Raw genomic sequence first — 20,095 nt, 5'->3', positions numbered from 1 at the left:
AAATAAGAAATTTCAAGTTTTAAAGCATGAAAATTCTTGTATGTGGTGGTGCAGGCTTTATTGGTAGTGCATTCATCAGAAATTTTCTAAAGAACAATACTGATTCCAAATTAACAAATCTTGATCTATTGGTAATTGGCTCAAACCTTGAAAATCTAAATGATGTTGCAAACAATCCGAACTACTTATTTATCAAAGATGATATTAGAAACGAGTCAGTCATTGACAACCTTGTAAAAGAATCAAATGTTGTTGTAAATTTTGCAGCTGAATCACACGTTGATAGAAGCATTGCAAACCCTAAACCCTTTCTTGAGACAAATGTTCTAGGAACGTTTTCAATCCTTGAGGCAACTAGAAAACATGACAAGAAGTTTATCCATGTGTCAACTGATGAGGTCTATGGCGATGCACTGGGACAATCATCGTTTACTGAGGATTCGCCTATTAATCCAAGCAATCCCTATGCTGCAACAAAGGCATCAGCTGATAATCTGGTAGCATCATATCACAGAACATATGGAATTGACTGCATTACAACAAGGTGCACAAATAACTTTGGCCCCTACCAGTTCCCTGAGAAACTAATACCAAAGACAATTATTCGCTCAATAAAAGATCTCAAAGTACCACTATATGGAGACGGAAAGCAAATTCGAAGCTGGATTTACGTATATGATCATATAAGTGCAATAGAGCAACTAATCTCAAGGGGAAAATCAGGCCAGGTTTACAATATCACTGCATATGAAGAAATCACAAACAAGACGATAGTTGAGAAGATTCTAGGTCTTCTTGACAAGTCATCTGACCTGATAGAGTATGTAAATGACCGGCCAGGCCATGACAAACGTTATTCGATTAACTGCTCAAAAATTCAAAATGATATCGGATGGACTTCACAATATAATTTTGATGATGCCTTAGAGCAAACTGTAAACTGGTACTTGGATAACAAATCTTGGTGGGAGCCATTAGTTGATGAGAAAGCCCTTCATCCACAACCTTGGACACTGTCTTGAAGATGAGATTTATCGTAACAGGATCTGCTGGACTTGTAGGATCTCAAATAGTAAAGGATCTGTCTGAACTAAACCATGAGGTGTTTTCCTGTTATCACAACTCAAAACCAGACAATGGCACTCTGGTAAATCTAGATCTGACTAATCAAAATGAAATAATTGATACGATTACAAAAATCAACCCAGATTCTATTATTCATCTTGCCGCAATGACTGGAGTAGATCAATGTGAAGAACAACCAGATCTTGCCATGAAGATAAATGCAGATGCAACTGAAATTCTAGCAAGACAGGCAGCAAAACAAAAGGCTTTCTTTGTTTATGTCTCAACTGACTATGTATTTGATGGCAAGACGGGAATGAAAAAAGAATCTGATACGCCAAACCCGCTTGGATATTATGGAAAATCAAAACTTGCCGGCGAGCTTACACTAAACAAACTTGCATCTCCATATGCAATAGCAAGAACCAGTACGCCGTTTGGATTGCATAAAACAAAAAAATCATTCCCAATTTGGGTAAAGGAAAGTCTAGAATCAAACAAAGACATTCCAGTACTAGTTGATCAAATAACATCACCTACATTTGTTCCAAATTTATCAAAAATGCTAATAGAGATAGCAACAAAGCAAATTGTTGGGATATTTCATACAGCTGGTGCATCATCTATCTCTAGATACAATCTTGCTGAGATGATAGCAGAAAAGCTAAACCTAGATAAAAAATACCTAAAACCTGCAAGTATGTCTGAGATGAGCTGGAAGGCGCAAAGGCCAAAGGACTCATCACTTGATGTCTCACTTGCATCAGAACTACTAAATGAAAAGCCCCAAACAATTCAGCAAAGCCTAGATATTTTATTTTCTAATTTATGATCTGTTTTATATTACACAAATCAGTGATTTAACAAATTGAAAGGAATTATTCTGCATGGGGGACATGGCACAAGATTACGACCGCTCACTCATACAGGACCAAAACAATTACTGCCAATTGCCAACAAACCAATGTCACAATATGCCTTAGAGGATCTGAAAAAAGCAGGAGTTACAGAGATTGGAATTATTATTGGTGACGTGTATCCAGAAAAAGTAAAGGAATACTATGGGGATGGCTCAGAACTTGGCGTAAAGATTTCTTATATTTACCAGGATGCACCTAAAGGAATCTCACATGCAATTAGATTGTGCAAAGACTTTATCGGAAATGAAAAATTCATTGTTTATCTTGGCGATAATGTATTAAGAAAAGATCTTACTGATTATACAAAAAAATTCAAAAATTCAGATACTGATGCAATGATTTTATTATGTGAGGTAGACGATCCTCAAAGGTTTGGTATTGCAGAACTTGACAGTGAACCAGGCAAAATAAAAAAATTATGGAAAAGCCAAAAGACCCACCATCAAATCTGGCAGTAATTGGAATTTACTTTCTTACCCCCAAGATTTTTGAAATAATTGACAGACTCAAGCCCTCATGGAGAGGGGAACTTGAGATCACAGAAGCACTGCAACTACTTATGGATGGTGGAAACAAGATCGAATATGATACTGTTACTGGTTGGTGGAAAGATACTGGTACACCTGAGGATATTATTCATGCAAACAAGCTAGTACTTGACTCGATTGGAACTGAGAATCAATTTCTAATTGACTCAGATGCAGAAATCAAAGACAATATCGTGATTGGCAAGGGAACAAAAATCTCAAGTGACTCTGTGATTGTTGGCCCTGTGATTATTGGACAAAACTGCTCTATTGGTCCTGCTGCACGCATTGGACCGTATGTCTCAGTAGGTGATAACTGCACTTTAAAAAACTGTAATGTTGAAAACTCTATCATAATGTCTGATTGTATAATTGACTCTAAAGCCGATTTGACATCAAGCATAATTGCACATGGTTCTGAAATTGAGGATAATGACACACCAAAGAAACACGAATTTTTGTTAGGTGAACGTTCTCATCTGAAACTTTAGAAATTATTTTCTAATTGTTCAAAATTTTATAATTCTTGATCCGATGATCGGATCACTGTAATCTTTTCGTATTACAAGATCATGTTTATAATATACGCTATTATGAAATTATGCAAGTATGGTGGGTAGTACAAGTAAGTTAACTATGTATGTTACTTTATCTATAGCAATTTTATTTACATTTTCAGCTACTACTGCTTATGCTGCTCCAACTCAATGTGCTGCTACTGGTAATTATTATGAATTTTTACCAATATCAAATACGATCAAATCATGGTCAAATGCAAATGCTGAAGCCCAAGCATTGTCATTTACAATTAATTCCATTTCAATACCTGGACATTTAGTTACCATAACAAGTCAAGCAGAACAGGACTGTGTTGACCTACTTGTTGGCAGTGATCGAGCTTATATTGGATTAACAGATGTATCCTTTGAAGGAACATTTGTGTGGGTAACTGGAGAACCTCTCTCTTACACTAATTGGTTAGCTGGCGAACCAAACGGTGGCACGACAGAAAATCATGCGGAACTTAACGCTTTTGGTGCTAAAAAATGGAACGATGTATCAGATGATGATCACAACCACCATTCTCTTTCATATGTTGTCGAATATGATACTTATCCAAATCTTGTAGTCTCTGCTATGACACATTCTCCTGCAGAACCTACTACAGCTGATCTTATGACATTTACTACAACTGTTACTAATACCGGAACAGGAACATCACCAGAATCAACTTTGATGTTTAAAATAGGTGGAGAAACACCTGGCACTCCTGCAACATTATTCACCGTACCTTCATTGACTCCTGGTGAATCATTTGTTGCAACACGAACTTTGACATTGAGTGTAGCGCAAGGATATATCAATACTGCAACTGCTGATTACAATAATGATGTTGTAGAGTCTGAAGAATCTGATAATACATCAACTCATTCCTTTGTTGTTACGTTAGGTGATACAACTCCTCCAACCATTACAGCAGCAAGAGCAGCTGGCAGTGAAGCCAATGCAAACGGATGGAACAATGCAGCAATTACTATTACTTACACTTGTACTGATAATGATTCTGGTGTGAATGCAACAGCATCTGATCTATCTTATGATGTACTATCAACTGAAGGAGCAGGACAATCTGCAACAGGAACATGTGTTGATAATGCAGGAAACTCTGCTGATGCAACCATTAATGACATCAACATTGATTTGACTGCTCCAACCATTACAGCAGCAAGAGCAGCTGGCAGTGAAGCTAATACAAACGGATGGAACAATGCAACAGTAACTGTTACTTATTCTGCAGCAGATGCCCTATCTGGAATCGATGCAGCAGCATCTGACTTTGCTGATGATGTACTATCAACTGAAGGTGCAGCACAATCTGCAACAGGAACAGTTACTGACCTTGCAGGAAACTCTGCTGATGCAACCATTAATGACATCAACATTGATTTGACTGCTCCAACCATTACAGCTAATATTCCAACTCCTGATGGACTTACTGATGTTTTAGGTAATAATTGGTATGTGACTAATCCAACTGTGACATTTACTTGTTCAGATGTAATATCTGGTGTTCTTGACTGTCAGGCAGATGAATTATTCACAAATGATAACCCTGATCAAACATTCCTTGGAGCACTAGTAACTGACTTGGCAGGAAATACTGCAACTGTGGATGTAGTTGATATTGATGTAGATACAACACCTCCAGTAATTACAGTAAATGTCGATCCAAATGATCCATATGAAGCAGGAACTCCATATACTGATGCAGGAGCTACTGCTACTGATAATTTAGGAATTGTCACTTCGCTTACTGATGACTCGGTAGACATTATCACTGAATTTCCTGCTACATTGACAGTAACATACACCGCAATTGATCCAGCTGGTAACACATCTCAGGATTCTAGAACTGTAATTGTTAGAGACACTACTCCACCTGTACTTATATTTAAAATTCATGGTGCTGATAGGGTAGAAGCAGATGAATTACAGCAAGGAAATTTCCAGTTTAATGCAACTGCATCTGATTTGCCAAGAACCACTCTGCCTCTTGTAACATGTGTAGATGAAGACACAGTAACTCATCTTGATGTAGCAGGAGGACAAAACCTAGTCCAAGTAACATTTGGTTTAGGAATTACAACTGTTACATGTACTGCTGATGATGGAAGTAACATCTCACCAGAAGATCCAACCGATCCTGCTGATGTCGATACTGATTCTTCTTCAAATGACTTTATTGTTTCCGAAATTTTCTTAGATGAAATTACAAACACCACACCAAAGTGGGATGAATCCCTAACAGTTACGGGTACTGTTTATGGATTCTTACCTGGAGAGCATGTTAATGCAACATTTGGTACTGATGCAATTGATGTAATCGTTCCAATTACTGGAACAGATCCAGATGCAGGATTTGTATGGGAAGCAACTCATGCATTTTCAAAAGAAACCTCAACTACAATTCAAACAATTTTTGCAGAACTTGTTGAGAATCCACTATATGCAACAAGTGACTCTCAAGATGTAACAATTACAAAACATCCAACCCAAATTATTATGACTAGTCCTGATATTGCAGATGGTCAAATTTGGGGACTGGAAGTCACTAAATCTGGAAGTGTAGTTGATACTTTTTATGACTCAAACCCTGTGATTCCAGGTGCCACAGTAACATTTGGCAATACTGGCCAGGGTGAATTCCCATTCTCACTAGTTGCATTGGATGGCACATTCTCTGAAACTGCCAGAACTCATTTGTTAACTGCACCATCTGGCGTCACTCTATCAATTGATGCACTATTTGTCGATGACTTTGAGGATATACCTACAGTTCAATTTTATGAAAGCGCATCAACCATCAATGATGATTACACTACAATATCTCATAGTACTGAAATAACTCTAGATGACATTGCTTCAGTTCCAGCTGGAACTTCTATTACTGTCACAGGTACATTATTTGACACTTCATTAAATCCACCAGAAGGTTTGGGTGATAAACAACTTACATTAACTCCAGTAATTTCAAATAATCCTGAAAATAATCCAGAAGCTTCTGTGATTATTGACGATGAAACTGCAATTTCTGTTTCTCATCCAATTGAAATTTCCGGAAACTTTGAAGTAACCTTGGATAAAATATTACGTCTTGATACTGATGACGTACTAATGTTTGATTCGAATCCTCGTTTTGTTGTATTGACTTTGACTGATATGGGTAATAATGAAGTTGAATTCCTTGTGACTGGTCCAGGCATGCAACTTAACACAATTGCAAATGGACAAAATCTTAATGACGGTAAATTTACTTTAGAAGGAAATTCCGGTATTTCTAGAATAGAAATTACAAGTGTTTCGGGTACAGGTACTATTGGTATTTCAAAAATTGATCTTGTCAATAGTGCAGATACATCCATTTTTGATTCTGATGATGATCTAGGTGCCAAAGATTCTAGAGTATATACTTCAGATGAAGACTTTTTCTTAGGTGAAGGAAACTATGATACAATTGGAACTACGGGATCTGGAGAATCTTATACTATTGAAGTAACTGCAGATTTTGATGGAGATGCAAACTATGATGCATCTCTTCTATCTCCAACAAAAAGTGTTACATTAGGCTCTAATGCTGGAGCATCAAATTCTGGAGGTGGTGTAACTTCTATAACTGCTGATGCCGGAATTGGTATTTTATCTATAAGTTGTACTACTGATACTGACAAAGATGCATTATGTGACGAATGGGAATCTACTGGATCAGGTTCAGGCTCTGGAATTCCATATGAAGTGAATGATGCTACATACTATTACTCACTTCCTGGCACTAGCACTGAAACACCCGATTTATTATTAGAAATTGATAGTATGGTGCCTCATACGCCATTAAAAGCAAGTATTGATGCAGTAGTTGCTGCCTTTGAGACTAATGGGGTAAATGTAATTGTCACCTCATTAACATCAACAGATGAAACAATTCCACACAAGGATCTTCTTAATGTCTGGAAGGATGATGATAATGACTTTACAAATGACTTTAATTCAATCAAATCTAGATTCTTTGGAGATTCAACAGAGCGTGTTATTTTAGGCGGAACTCAATCTCAAAACTTTGGTACGCAACAACTATTATTATCATTTGATGGTGATGTTTTAGATCATTCTGGCAATAACAATAATGATAATGATGTAGTTGGATCAACAACATTTGTTCCAGGAATTGATGCAAGGGCATTTAATTTTGATGGTTCAACGATAATTAATCAGGGTTCAATATCATCATGGCCACAATTACATGACGGTTCATCTTATTCACTAACTTTTTGGATCAAGTCAAGTGATATTTCTAATACTCCAGTAATTCTTGATACTTCAAACGGTGGTTCCAAAAGTGCTGTAGGTGTAACACTATTTACAAGAGCTGACGGAAAAATTAATTTCCAGGTGACAAATGGTGCCGGTACTGGCTTTGTTTTCTCATTAATATCTCCACCAGGTGCATTCAAGGATGACGGAGAATGGCACCACTATGCATTAACCTTTGATGACTCATTACCATCTAACAATGCAAAATTATATGTTGATGGTATACAACAAGATCAAAGAACCGCATTAGAGGCACCATCATCATCATCTCAAAATAAAATCTTAACGATTGGTGGTTTAACTGGCAGCAATAAATTGATTGGAGACATGGATGACTTTAGAATTTATGATCATGCTTTAGATGGTAATCAATTAGTTAACATATTTAATTCTGCGGTACCTGATCCAATCACTGGATACTTGTTTGAAAACGAATCATTGATTGAAGATGGATTTGGAGAAAATGATGGTGATGTATCTGGCTCTATGATATTTGTTGATGGAATTGATGGAAATGCCTTTGGTTTTGATAAATCAACTGTAATTAATCAAGGAACATCTTCTACATGGAAATTACTAAATGGTGATTCCCCATTCTCAATATCTGCTTGGATCAAGTCAAGTGATATTTCTAACACTCCAGTACTTTTTGACACATCCAACGGTGGTTCCAAAAGTGCTGTAGGTATGACCTTATTTACAAGAGCTGACGGAAAAATTAATTTCCAGGTGACAAATGGTGCCGGTACTGGCTTTGTTACATCTCTTGTATCTTCACCAGGTGCATTCAAGGATGACGGAGAATGGCATCATTATGTTGTAACATGGGATAACACACTAGCATCTGATAATGCAAAACTATACGTTGATAATGAATTAGTACAAGTCAAATCCAAATCGGAAACTGCATCTGTATCAGATCATAAGAAGCTTTTAACGATTGGTGGCTTGACTGGAAGCAATAAATTAATTGGAGACATGGATGATGTTGGAATCTATGACTTTGCACTAGATGATGATCAAATATCTGCATTGACTGAAACTGATACATTGTTAAACTCTATAGTTAGAATCTCTGGTATTACGTTAACGACTCCACCAAATAGTGCAACTAGCCCCGCAGATTCTACAGAAGGAACACTCACTCTAAATCTCAAAGTTACCACTGCTGAACCTTCAACACTTTCTGAAGATCCATTTAGAGTAGCTACTGTAAGTGGAACTGATCTTACATTTGATACACCAAAAGTTTCAACTGCAATTACTTTAGAACCAAATGTTCATTCGTTAACAGTGACTGTTCCATATTCAACTACAGGAATTGTAACTGATGGTGATATTGGAACTATAACAATTCCATTAAAATCTTCAAGCTTCATTACTGATGTTCAAACAAGTGTTGGTAGTCCAAAGACATCAACTACCCTATTAGATGCAAAAGCTCAGGCATATCGTTATGTAATGTTTGTTCATAGTATAGGTGGTTCCTCAGGACAAGCAGAACTTAGAGGAAATGATGCAATTGTTGCACTAGGTGATGGTTTTAGTGATTCAGTTGTTGGACATGAAGGTAGTATTGGTAGTCAATCTGAACAATCAGGCACACTAATGCATGAAATTGGTCATATGTTGAATCTACAACATGGCGGACCACGATATCTTTTATCTGATCCTAATACTACACTAAACACTGCAGCTCAAAACTGTGTTCCAATACAAGACAGCATAATGGGATACACAGGACAATTCTCCACATACAAGGGAACTGATTGGAATTTGGATTTTGCAAGTGAAAGCGGTGTTACATTAAATGAAAATACTCTAACTCCTGGAGTAACTCTGACACAAACAGGAAATATTGTTTGGGCAACACCATCAACTGATTTGCAAACATTCCTAAAAGGCCCTGCTGATGGAACATCCCTTGACTGGAATGGCGATGGTGTAATCGATGTATCTGATACATCTGCTTCCTATGATCTTAATGATTATGGCATATCTGGATGTAAAGCAAGTCCTGGTACTGTATTTGAGGCACACGATGAATGGAGTAACTTAGACTTTGATTTTAGACAGGGTCCTACTGGTCAGTTTGATGGTGGTGAATTAACATCAAAATTGTTTAAACAACAAGTTCTTGCCACACTTGTTACTGATATCATACCACCACTAAAACTAGATGGCTCTGATGAAATTAATGCAGGTTCAACCTTGCCTTTGAAATTCACACTACATGAAAACACTATAGAAGCAGATTCGTTTGTTGCAGATAATATCAGTGCAATTGTTGTTAAAGAAGGATGTTTGACTGCTGCTGACGGTTGCCCTGATGGAATATATGAAAATCTAGGATTTTTCACATACCAGGAGACGTCACAACAATATCATCTTAATTGGAATACTGACAAGGATGAAGTAGGTATATTTGGAATAAAATATGTTCTACCAAACCCAGGTGCAGATCCCGAGTTCATCACATTAATTGATTCATCAAATCCGATATTCTTTAGAGTAAACGGAGAACTAGTATCCATTTCATTTGAATCAATAGATAACATAGTAAAGGGCAAGGGTAAAGAATAACTAGACTTTATGATTATCTTGATTCCTAAGAATATAGCTAAAAGTGATATAAAATCTATTATAGGAATTATGTCTCATATTAAGATATGAATAAAATATTAATCCGTTCCCAAACTGTTCTACTTTCAATCTTAATCTTATCATCATTTTCATTTCTTCAAGTAACTGATAGTTTTGCAACATCAGCAACACATGAAGGAATCTCATCACCTGATACTATTAACTTTAGAACTATAACTAATCAAGGAACTGCAGATGATGTATCTGATCCAATTTTATACTTAGATAAAACAAATTATCGTCCAGGAGAAACTGGAACCGTTACTGTTACTGATGCAAATGCAAATGTAACTTCTGGAGTGATTGATTTTACAACAGCTATAATAAGTGCAAGCTCCCTTACTTTGACTGAAACTGGAACTGATACAGGAATATTTACCGGCACTTTTACTGTGGGAAATACTGCACCATCAGTTGATTATACTCCAGATCCAAAGAATGCAATAAGAGCACAAATCGACATACCAACTGGTTTTACTGGTGACTTGACATTTAGCGATTCAATTGTTACAGACGGTGAAGCAGATGCCACATGTTTCTATCCTGTAACTGGAGCGCTAAAAATAACTGGCACGTTAGGTGTACAACCTAATATCATTTTATCATATGCAAATGCTAACTTTACAGGAGTTGTTGCAGGAAATACTGCGTTTGATCTGGGAATGTATTACAAAGCATCAGGACAACAGTTTGAAAGAATAACACTTCCATTTACTGGAGGTGATAACAATTTCATTAATACTGGAGATAAAACTATAGAAAGTAAAAATTCTGGAGATACTGGAAGTTTGACAGGTCTTGGAATTCTTGATCCTGGTGGCTGGGTTGGAATAACTGATTATCAAGGCGAATATGTTTTAGGTGTTGATAGCGGATGCTCTGGAGGCGGAGGCGGGGGACTTGTCTCTCCCGGACTTGTAGTTAATGCACTTGCAGGCCTTACTAGCGGTGGGGGTGGAGGTTCACCACAATCATCACTAGCTAACTTGATTACCAATCCCGTAATTGATGTTCCAGAAGAAATACAGCAAATGGTAATTAGCCATGATCAATACACCCCATTACTTCCAATGAATCCTGATTCCTTTGAGGAATTTGACTTGCCTCTAGTGATTAATGATCAGGGCTTTGTCTTGGGAGGATTCTCAAATACACTTCAAACTCAAACACTTGAAACAGACACGCCAGTTACACTAAAGTTTACTGTATATACTGATGACAAGGTACAGCACTTTTCAATGTACACAAATCTTAGGGGCATAGATGACTCTATTCCAGAAAGTGACACACAGATTCTTTACAATGATGGAAAGGACTTGCAGATAATTGATCCTCAAGGATTCTTCTCTGATGCTAAAATTACAGTAACAGAAGAAGAAGATTCTGTCAAAAAATTCATCACAGTTGAGTTGACCTTTGCAAAAGAAATGGACACCAGCCATATCATTACACGAATGTGGGACTCACACCTTCGCTCAGGTGACACACATATCCTAGATGCAATTAAGGTAGAATCTGCACAGCCTGAAATCATTCTAGTCCCACAAGATACTGAAGAGATTCAAGTAGAGGAATTAACTGTACAGACCATTCCAAAGTGGGTAAAAAACAATGCAGGATGGTGGGTTGATGAGCAAATTGATGATGAGGCATTTGTAGCAGGAATTCAGTATATGATTAACAATGGAATCATGTATGTTCCAAACACAGGTTCGGTCAATTCATCAGTAACTGAAATTCCAGACTGGATTAAAAACAATGCAGGATGGTGGGCAGAAAATCAAATATCTGATGATGACTTTGTAAAGGCAATGGAGTGGCTAATTACTAATGGGGTGGTTTACATTGAATAATATTATCATTCTAAGTGTCATTGCAATTTTAGCTTTTGGAGCATTTGCCTTCAATGATTCCTTTGCAACACATTTCTCTGAAGATACAAAATGGCAGCTAGTATATGTGACTGACACTAGTGTCTGTAGCAATTATGATTACCAATCTATGGTAAAATATGACACAATCACAGAAAAATATCTTGCACTATATCAGTTTGATAATACAAAGTATGATCCACTATGTATCAATCAAAACAGATACGATGCAATGTATGAGATGCCCGATGATTTGGATTTGCTAGTACTAGTATATTCCAAAAATGTAGGTGAGGTAGAACTACATTCTGAAAAGATGGGCGGACTATTCATGCATTCAGGAGAAGATAAAAAATTCAACAATGCCATAATCCTTTGTGATTGCCCAAACTTTTACTATTCTGATCCAGTATGGATTCTAACACACGAAATATCTCACTTTGTTTTGTATTTTCTAGAATTTGATATTCATGTTATAGAAGATCTGGTACACAAGTACGATGACAAGTATGATGAGTGCAGATCTGACTATGATGATTCATGTGAATCTGTATTTACAAAACTGTACGTGGATCATATGGCATACTCTTTTTCTGTAATGCCTCCATATGAGGATGCAATTGGAATTAGTGAAATCAAAAACAATCATGTAGAAATATCAAAACCATTGCTAGAGTTAGGCAAGGTAATGACACAATGGTGGACTGTGGGCAAGATTTCAGAAGGTGATTACTCCAATGCCTTGGGATTGCTTGCCATACAAAACCAGCAATACAATGACGCAAAACACAATGTACTATTCAAAGACGGCCCAATTGCAAAGGATGTTGTGACTTGGGAGGATGTTCTTTTAGCTGATGGCTCTGATGAAAACAAACAGGATGTAATGGAGAAGGTAAGAGAAAAGATGAAGATTGAAGATCAGGCATTTCAGCAAACTGACTTTACAGGACTGCCCTACTGGTTCAAAAATACTGCCAAATATTGGACAGATGACAAAATTACAGATGAGGAGTTTGTCCGTAGCGTAAAGTATCTAAAAGATAGAGGAATAATACGTGAGCATTCACTAGATGAATAATCTCAAGTGATTATTTTATCATTTTATTGAATTATTAATTTTTCAAATAGAAATCTTGAAAAAGCAAACAGTTCTTAGCATAGTGTGCAAAAAGCAGATTCTTCCATATCTAAGAAACTAGAGAGAATAACAAAAGAGGCAGAGATTTTATCACTGATGGAAGAGTCACATAAAACAAAAGAGTGGATAAAAAAACAAATCAAGAAAAAGTCACTTAAAATTCCAATAAAACTATCCATGGGCAGCTTTCAGATTCTAAACTCTTGTCCTGATGACTTTTTAGATCATTTGCTTGATTCACTAAAGGGCCATGACATTGACGATATTGGAGATATCAATGCATTTACACGAACATTTTTCTGGTTCTTCACCGATATAGTCGCAGGATCAAATCCTACAATTCCTACAAAGGAGCAGGCAAGAAAAGTTGTAGTTTTAAATGAATTAATTGAGAGAACTGAAATTTTTCAAAACAGGGATCCAAATTCCACTGTTATTTTGCCTACTGGAGACGGAATGGCAATTGGATTCTCCGACAGCCCAGAATATCCGTTAAGACTATCGATTCAATTGCACAAAATTCTAAATGAGTACAACAAAGCAAAGAAAAGAAAAGATGACAAGGTGCTGCTTCGAATAGGAATTGATATCGGACCTGTATACATAATCAAAGATCTCAACGGACAGGACAATGTTTGGGGTCCTGGAATTATTCTCACAAGACGTGTAATGGACTTGGCAGGAGATCAAAATATTTTCTGCTCATCAAGATTTGCCGAAGATGTAAGGGTATTATCTCCTGAATACAAAGAGATCATGCATCCCATTGGTGATTATTCTATAAAGCACGGAGAACAGCTAAACATCTTTAACATTTATGGCGAGGGATTTGGCGAAAAGATCACTCCCAAAAAGAAAAAGATCACTCAAAAATCTGAAACCTTTGAGCAGACATTAAAATCAAAGACTGCGTTTTTGTTCAATGAGATAGATATTTCCCTTGATGTCCTAGATCCCAAGACCATGCTAACACATCATTTATGGAGATGGAATCTCATAAACCAGTCTGATTCTCCAAAAGACCAGATATTTTACTATATTGATGGGGATTCTCCAAAGGACTTTGCTGATATGAACGTACGAGTCTATGATGAAGCAGGATTGGAGGCAGATATTCTCAGCCTTACTGAAAACAAGCCAACACACAAAGAGTTTAGCGTCAAACTAAAAAAGCCAATCAAGCCAAGACAGCGAAAAAGATTCGTTACAATAGAATATGATTGGGAGGAGCCAGAACGTATGTTCTTTTACAAGGTCCCAACTGATTGCAAATCATTCACATACAAGTTTAGTATACCAAGTGGAATTGAAATCAAAAATCAAGCATTAAAGGTAGATGCAGAGCTTGGATACAAGTGGAATGCAGAACCTCCTGCCACAATGAAATATTTGAAGGATGCCACGCAAATTACATGGCAAGGAAAAAATCTAAAGGCATTTGATGCATACAGATTTGACTGGTAATCTATTTTTCTAAACTTTTGCCCACTTCAACCCACATTTCTTTGTGGATAAAGCCATTGATTTTTGGTACATATTCACTGATCATTCCATATCCGCTTGTCCCTTGAGTAAGAGGATATTCAAAATATAGTGCTGTGAAAATTTTGATTTTGCCCTCTTGTGCTTTTTTAATTAAATCACAGTCTATGAAAAACCAGTAATGTTTTTCCATGTTTGGAAGCATTGGTCCTAGATCAAACTCTTCAACATTTTTAGTCTTAAACACGTCCTTGGTCATAATTTCAGTATTCATCTTAAATGATGCTTTAAGATGCGTAGTAGGCAATTCCCCATAGTTTTTCATTGATACATCAAACTGGTTTTTACCATTAGCTTCCCCCATTGCCTTTATACTGTTTACAGGCCCAATCCAAGGTCTGAATCTAAACTCCATCTGAACTGCACTAAGCTTTGCAGTTGTTTCAAACTGCTGAATTGTTTTCCACAAAAGAATAACTAAAACTATTGTCGCAATTGCAGTTCCAAGACTACCAATTACTGTAAGAACTTCAAGGTCTATCACACTAATAATTAGAACTGATGCGGATATACTTTTTGTATTTTAAAAGTAACTTCATAAATGACTAATCTCTGATGTTATTTGATTCTAAAAGATCTTCTGAAATTTCCTCAAAATGCCTCTGAATATGTTCTCCATTTTTAGTCATCATGATTCCGGCCAATTCCCCTTACACTCCATACACATTCCTCTATATCCGCTATATCGAACATCCCAGAACAACACCGCTGAATGTTTCTCACAACTCTCACATCTTATGCTCTGTCGCTTCATGACTGTTATAGTCAATTTTGATACTTAAGATACCACTAGCAGGAATGTTAGAAAATTAGCTGAATAGCTAACTACCAGTTATCTTCTATATTGCCAATAGAATATCATGATGTTAAGACAAGAGACAGACGATTTTGAGATACCTGATCATGAAAACAACATGATCTCATTTGAGGAAGTATCTCAAAATTACTGTGTTGGAATTGTAGATGTGGTAAATTCAACAAAAACCATAGCAAGACTATCAAAAGAACAATCCTGCACATTCTATTCGGTGTTTCTAAATTCTGTAGGATACATCATTGAAAGCAACGGTGGCAAAGTTGTTAAAAACATGGGAGATGGAATCTTGTTTTATTTCCCCAAGTCTGCTATTTCAGATAACAATGTTCCAATACAATGTGGGAAAAAAATCTTGGAGGCAGTTGATATGATAAACAACATCTTTAAGAAAAGAAAAATCCCTGCAATACAATACAGGGTCAGCTTAGATTATGGTCCTATAATGATTGCAAAATATGCTACATCTTCCTGCAGGGATATCTTTGGACCAACTGTAAACTTGTGTGCAAAGATTAACCACTTGGCAAAACCAAACCAACTTGTAATTGGAGGAGACTTGTATCAATTAGTCAAAAAATCTAAAAACTACAAATTAAGTGATGTGTCAGTTTTTGGATCAGCCCTAAAACATGATTATTCTGTGTACTCTGTAAAATAAACCACAAACAGTTTAGTATTACTTTCCTAGAATAGGAATCATGACTCAGAGGATGGAAGACTATGCAAAGTATTTCTTAGAAGTGTCAAGTGAGCAGAGACTAAAAATTATTCAATTAATCAACGAAAAGGAATACAGACTATCAGAGCTGGCAAAAAAACTTGATGCAACAACACCTGAAGTACATAGAAATCTGGAGAGATTGGAAAAATCTGGATTTATAATAAAGAATTCTAATGGCCATTTTATTTTAACCACTTTGGGGCAGATGATACTAGGTATTGCACCAAATTTGGCATTTATAATAAAAAATAAAAAATACTTTCTTGGCCATCCGATTAACTCACTTCCTCAAAAATTTATCTCAAGATTTGGAGAATTATTTGAGTGCAAGCTTGTCTCAAGCTATGTTAATGTGTTTGAGTATTGGAAGAATATCTACAAAAATTCTCAAGAATATATCTACAACATATTGTATGATGTGCCATACTTTGATGACTTTGTAAATCCAATCCTTGATAAACTATCCCAAGGAATCAAAGTAAAGTCAATATTTTATGAAAATGCTATGGTTTCAGATTCAAGAGGTGACATACTAAAAAAATTCAAAAAATACATTGATAGTGGAGATATTCAAAGAATGATGACAAAAAATATCACTGCAGCAGTAATATTAAATGAAAAACAGGCATGTCTGATATTTCCAGATATTGACGGAAAATTAGATGCAGGATATGCGTTTACCAGCGAAGATCCATCATTTCATCAGTGGTGTTTTGATTACTTTAATTATTCATGGTATAATGCCCAGCCATTTATGGAAAGAAAATTAGAAAAAAACTAACAAATTTAAAAACAGAAAAATCATTTTTATCTTTCACTGGTGTTTATCATATATGAAGAAAATAGAGGCTATTATTCGTGAAACAAAATTCCAAGAAGTAAAGACAAAACTTACAAAACTGGGGATCCGCGGACTCACTGCATATGAAGTAAGAGGACGAGGAGAACAAGTAGGACTTTTGAGAGAAGGTGGAAATACAGATGATTACATGTCTGATGATCTTGTACCCAAAATGAAGTTGGAAATTGTTTGTATTGAAGAAGAAGTTAACAAAATTACGAGTTCAATTGTGGCAAATGCATATACTGGAAATTCAGGTGATGGAAAAATCTTCATCTATGATGTAAAAGATGTCATAAAAATCAGTACTGGAAAAAATGCTTCTCAAACATGATCTTACTTAATTAAAAGTATGAGTATAATATTTTATGTCAAATCTTTATGACGATGAACCTGCAGAAAAAGGTAAAATCATCCAAGAACATTTAGAAGAAATTAACATGGATGCCTGGCATTATATTTACCAACAATATGTAAATCCTCAAAATGATGAGGATTGATCTTAAAACATCTCTCTATCTATATGCCCTGTGTGGAATTAATCATATATTCTTCCAAGAATCCTGCAGATAGCAACATTGCAGTTACAATTCCTATTTCTATTGCACTTAGTTTTACCAAAGATTTCATATTTGTTCTTTTGATCAAAGCCAAAATCACATAAAGACTACGTGACATTGCAATCGAGTAAGCAACAAGCTCCATAAAACCAAAAGATGAAAGATACAGAACTGAAAGCGGCACCATGTCTGCAAGTCCTGGCGCCATGTTCAGAATTGCTGCAAAGCCAAATCCTGTAGACCATGCAGTGTATGCCCCCCAAAACATTCCAAACCCTGGAATAAACATCGGAAGGGCTGCAGTCATATTGTTTAGAAATATTCCAATTCCATCTATCGCATTAGTGTTTGACAGAAATTCCTGTACAAACTCATTTGCTTCCTCATCACTAATATCATACATAGCTCCGACTTGAAAGGAAACTGAAAACAATCCCAAAAAAACAAAAAATAGGATTATTCTAATTTTTAACACGCTGTAATGAATTGATAATCTTATTTGAGGGTATTGAAAATTATAGATGCTGCAAAAACAACTGTCTGAAAAACTAACTATTTACATATCCTATTCTCACATAGAATCACATTGAAACTTGCTTGCATCCCCGCATATAATGAGGAATCCCACATTGAATTTTTAGTAAAGTCTGCAATGAATCATGTGGATTCTGTAATAGTATGTGATGATGGATCTACTGATAACACTGCAAAAATAGCAAAAAAGGCAGGGGCTGTAGTAATTTCGCACAAAACAAACAAAGGATATGGTGCTGCCATTATTTCACTATTTGAATATGCAAGAAACAACAATGCAGAAACTATGATTACTTTAGATGGTGATGGACAGCACAATCCTGACCAGATCCCGCTATTACTAAACACCATAACTCAACATAATGTTGATGTGGTAATTGGTTCAAGATTTCTAAACCAAAACACTGAAGCTCCAGGGTATAGGCAAAGGGGAATCAAGATTATAACGTCTGCTGCAAACTATGGCGCAGATCTCAAAGTAACAGACTCTCAATCAGGATTCAGAGCATACTCCAAAGATGCAATCGATGCAATTCATCCAACAGAAGAAGGAATGGCAGTATCAACTGAAATACTGTTAAAAATATCAAACAAGGGATTATCCCTAGCTGAGATTCCAATTACTATCTCTTATGAGGGTGACACCTCAGAGCACAATCCACTCTCCCATGGACTATCAGTTCTTGCAAATACCATAAAATACATCTCAATAAAACATCCCCTGAAATTTTACGGAATTCCAGGAGTTGCACTAATCATTGCAGGAATTATTATTGGTGGAATATTTTTAGATGCATATCTGAATAAACAAGCTGTCTTTTATGGTTCATTGTTGGGATCAGTTGTAATGTTTTTGCTTGGTGCAATACTGTCTGTCACTTCGATAATTTTGTTTTCGATGGCAAATCTCATTCGTGATAGATACTAGACAGCTCATCTTTTAATTTTCTTGTAGCAGAAAATCCCAGTTCACTTGCAGCAAATGAAACATCTGCAACACTGTGTCTTATATCGCCTTTCTGCATCTCTTTGTGTATTATTTCTAATTTTTTTCCAAACACATCAAGCATAACCTCTGCAAGAGAATTAATTGACAGTGATTCTCCCCCCGCAATGTTGTATGTTCCATTTTTTTCAGATCTTATTGCACAATCAAACGCATTTACCACGTCATTAATTGATACAAAGTCCCTTGTCTGTTCTCCGTCACCGTAAATTATCAGAGGTTTGTCATCTATGATATTTCTGAGAAATTTAGTTATTACTCCTGCATACTGATCATTTTGCCCCTTGCCATACACATTAAACATTCGAAGTATGACGTAATTGATATTGTTATCCTTACATGTTTGTGCAATTATTTTTTCTGCGTCAAGCTTGCTTTGACCATACGATGATTGCGGTTTGGTTTCACCATTCTCTTTAACTGGAATTACTTTGGAATCTCCATATACTGCAGCAGATGATGCAAAGATTATTTTTTTATTTTGTTTGCAACACAGCATGATAAAACATTTGCAGTTCCATCAACGTTTACATTTTTTGCAGTCTCTGGATCTTTCACAGACTCGTTTACATCAGAAATTGCAGCAAGATGAATCATACAATCTACTCCTTTTGAAAACTCACACAAGGATTCAGCATCTAAAATATCTCCTTGCAAAAACTCTGCACCTTTTTTTTCTAGAATATCTGCATCAGACTTTGAACTTGTCGACAAATTATCATAGATTAAGACTGTATGCTTTTGTAACAAAAATTCCACTAAATGTCTCCCAATGAATCCTGCACCCCCAGTAACTAGAATCTTCAATGAATTTTTGGTACAGTGTGCAATTATCTTGCTTTCTATTGCGATTACTCATAGCAAAAATGAGTAAAACTTTAAAATAATTACCATATAATCTCAAAAAGATGATAAATTTAGTTTGTAATGGTGTAAAATTATCCAAATAATGTAAAAATTACATCATGCGATCAAAAAATTACATGAATTATTACATAGGCATGAAAAATATACAAAAATAACCCTAATTGTGGACAA

The 20,095-nt window shown here is 36.1% G+C and carries 14 protein-coding genes and 2 pseudogenes; 13 read left to right on the top strand and 3 right to left on the bottom strand.

What is annotated here, in order from left to right; genetic code table 11:
- Positions 1-26: 26 nt before the first annotated feature.
- From rfbB to NSED_RS08595, 8 genes and pseudogenes are all read left to right on the top strand, one after another.
- Positions 27-1,022, top strand: a complete 996-nt coding sequence (gene rfbB / locus NSED_RS08625; RefSeq protein ID WP_014965875.1) for a dTDP-glucose 4,6-dehydratase — start codon at positions 27-29, stop codon at positions 1,020-1,022.
- Positions 1,007-1,897 carry a dTDP-4-dehydrorhamnose reductase gene (gene rfbD / locus NSED_RS08620; protein ID WP_014965874.1) on the top strand — a complete coding sequence of 297 codons (891 nt, stop codon included), beginning with the start codon at positions 1,007-1,009 and terminating at the stop codon, positions 1,895-1,897. Before rfbB ends, rfbD begins: the two co-directional genes overlap by 16 nt.
- Before the next feature lie 36 nt (positions 1,898-1,933).
- Positions 1,934-2,586 (top strand): annotated as a pseudogene (locus tag NSED_RS11100) (sugar phosphate nucleotidyltransferase); the annotation flags it as partial.
- Between the two features lie 120 nt (positions 2,587-2,706).
- A complete protein-coding gene (locus NSED_RS11095) occupies positions 2,707-3,003 on the top strand; it encodes an LbetaH domain-containing protein (protein WP_476695731.1) in 297 nt (98 codons plus the stop codon).
- A gap of 118 nt (positions 3,004-3,121) precedes the next feature.
- Positions 3,122-9,964 carry a LamG-like jellyroll fold domain-containing protein gene (locus NSED_RS08610; RefSeq protein ID WP_014965871.1) on the top strand — a complete coding sequence of 2,281 codons (6,843 nt, stop codon included), beginning with the start codon at positions 3,122-3,124 and terminating at the stop codon, positions 9,962-9,964.
- An 86-nt stretch (positions 9,965-10,050) separates the two neighbouring features.
- The gene (locus NSED_RS08605; RefSeq protein WP_014965870.1) at positions 10,051-11,877 is read left to right on the top strand and encodes a hypothetical protein; all 1,827 of its coding nucleotides are present in this window, start codon (positions 10,051-10,053) and stop codon (positions 11,875-11,877) included.
- Positions 11,870-12,976, top strand: coding sequence for a hypothetical protein (locus NSED_RS08600; protein ID WP_232212353.1), 1,107 nt, complete (start codon positions 11,870-11,872; stop codon positions 12,974-12,976). Before NSED_RS08605 ends, NSED_RS08600 begins: the two co-directional genes overlap by 8 nt.
- Before the next feature lie 84 nt (positions 12,977-13,060).
- Positions 13,061-14,500, top strand: a complete 1,440-nt coding sequence (locus NSED_RS08595) for a nucleotidyl cyclase domain-containing protein (protein WP_014965868.1) — start codon at positions 13,061-13,063, stop codon at positions 14,498-14,500.
- Position 14,501: 1 nt separating this feature from the next.
- Here NSED_RS08595 and NSED_RS08590 read toward each other — a convergent pair whose 3' ends face one another.
- Positions 14,502-15,062, bottom strand: a complete 561-nt coding sequence (locus NSED_RS08590) for a hypothetical protein (protein WP_014965867.1) — start codon at positions 15,060-15,062, stop codon at positions 14,502-14,504.
- Between the two features lie 376 nt (positions 15,063-15,438).
- Between NSED_RS08590 and NSED_RS08585 the strand changes: the two genes are divergently transcribed.
- The 4 genes from NSED_RS08585 to NSED_RS11025 are packed head-to-tail and all read left to right on the top strand — an operon-like array spanning position 15,439 to position 17,457.
- Positions 15,439-16,053 (top strand): adenylate/guanylate cyclase domain-containing protein, encoded by a 615-nt coding sequence (locus NSED_RS08585; protein WP_014965866.1) that lies wholly within the window; start codon positions 15,439-15,441, stop codon positions 16,051-16,053.
- Positions 16,054-16,093: 40 nt separating this feature from the next.
- Complete coding sequence (locus NSED_RS08580; protein WP_016940182.1) at positions 16,094-16,897, top strand: helix-turn-helix transcriptional regulator; 804 nt, start codon at positions 16,094-16,096, stop codon at positions 16,895-16,897.
- 52 nt (positions 16,898-16,949) lie between these two features.
- Positions 16,950-17,291, top strand: coding sequence for a P-II family nitrogen regulator (locus tag NSED_RS08575; protein WP_014965864.1), 342 nt, complete (start codon positions 16,950-16,952; stop codon positions 17,289-17,291).
- A 34-nt stretch (positions 17,292-17,325) separates the two neighbouring features.
- Positions 17,326-17,457, top strand: a complete 132-nt coding sequence (locus NSED_RS11025; RefSeq protein ID WP_016940183.1) for a hypothetical protein — start codon at positions 17,326-17,328, stop codon at positions 17,455-17,457.
- Between the two features lie 19 nt (positions 17,458-17,476).
- Here NSED_RS11025 and NSED_RS08570 read toward each other — a convergent pair whose 3' ends face one another.
- A complete protein-coding gene (locus NSED_RS08570) occupies positions 17,477-17,992 on the bottom strand; it encodes a stage II sporulation protein M (protein ID WP_014965863.1) in 516 nt (171 codons plus the stop codon).
- Between the two features lie 111 nt (positions 17,993-18,103).
- On the opposite strand from NSED_RS08570, the gene NSED_RS08565 reads away from it, so the two are divergent.
- Complete coding sequence (locus NSED_RS08565; protein WP_014965862.1) at positions 18,104-18,979, top strand: glycosyltransferase family 2 protein; 876 nt, start codon at positions 18,104-18,106, stop codon at positions 18,977-18,979.
- Here the strand turns inward: NSED_RS08565 and NSED_RS08560 are convergent.
- A pseudogene (locus NSED_RS08560) lies at positions 18,960-19,864 on the bottom strand (NAD-dependent epimerase/dehydratase family protein). The gene NSED_RS08565 and the pseudogene NSED_RS08560 overlap by 20 nt on opposite strands.
- Positions 19,865-20,095 lie beyond the last annotated feature (231 nt).

The sequence above is a fragment of the Candidatus Nitrosopumilus sediminis genome, assembly GCF_000299395.1.
Lineage (GTDB): Archaea > Thermoproteota > Nitrososphaeria > Nitrososphaerales > Nitrosopumilaceae > Nitrosopumilus > Nitrosopumilus sediminis.
Note: the sequence above shows the minus strand (reverse complement) of the source record. Positions and strands in the feature narration are given on the sequence as shown.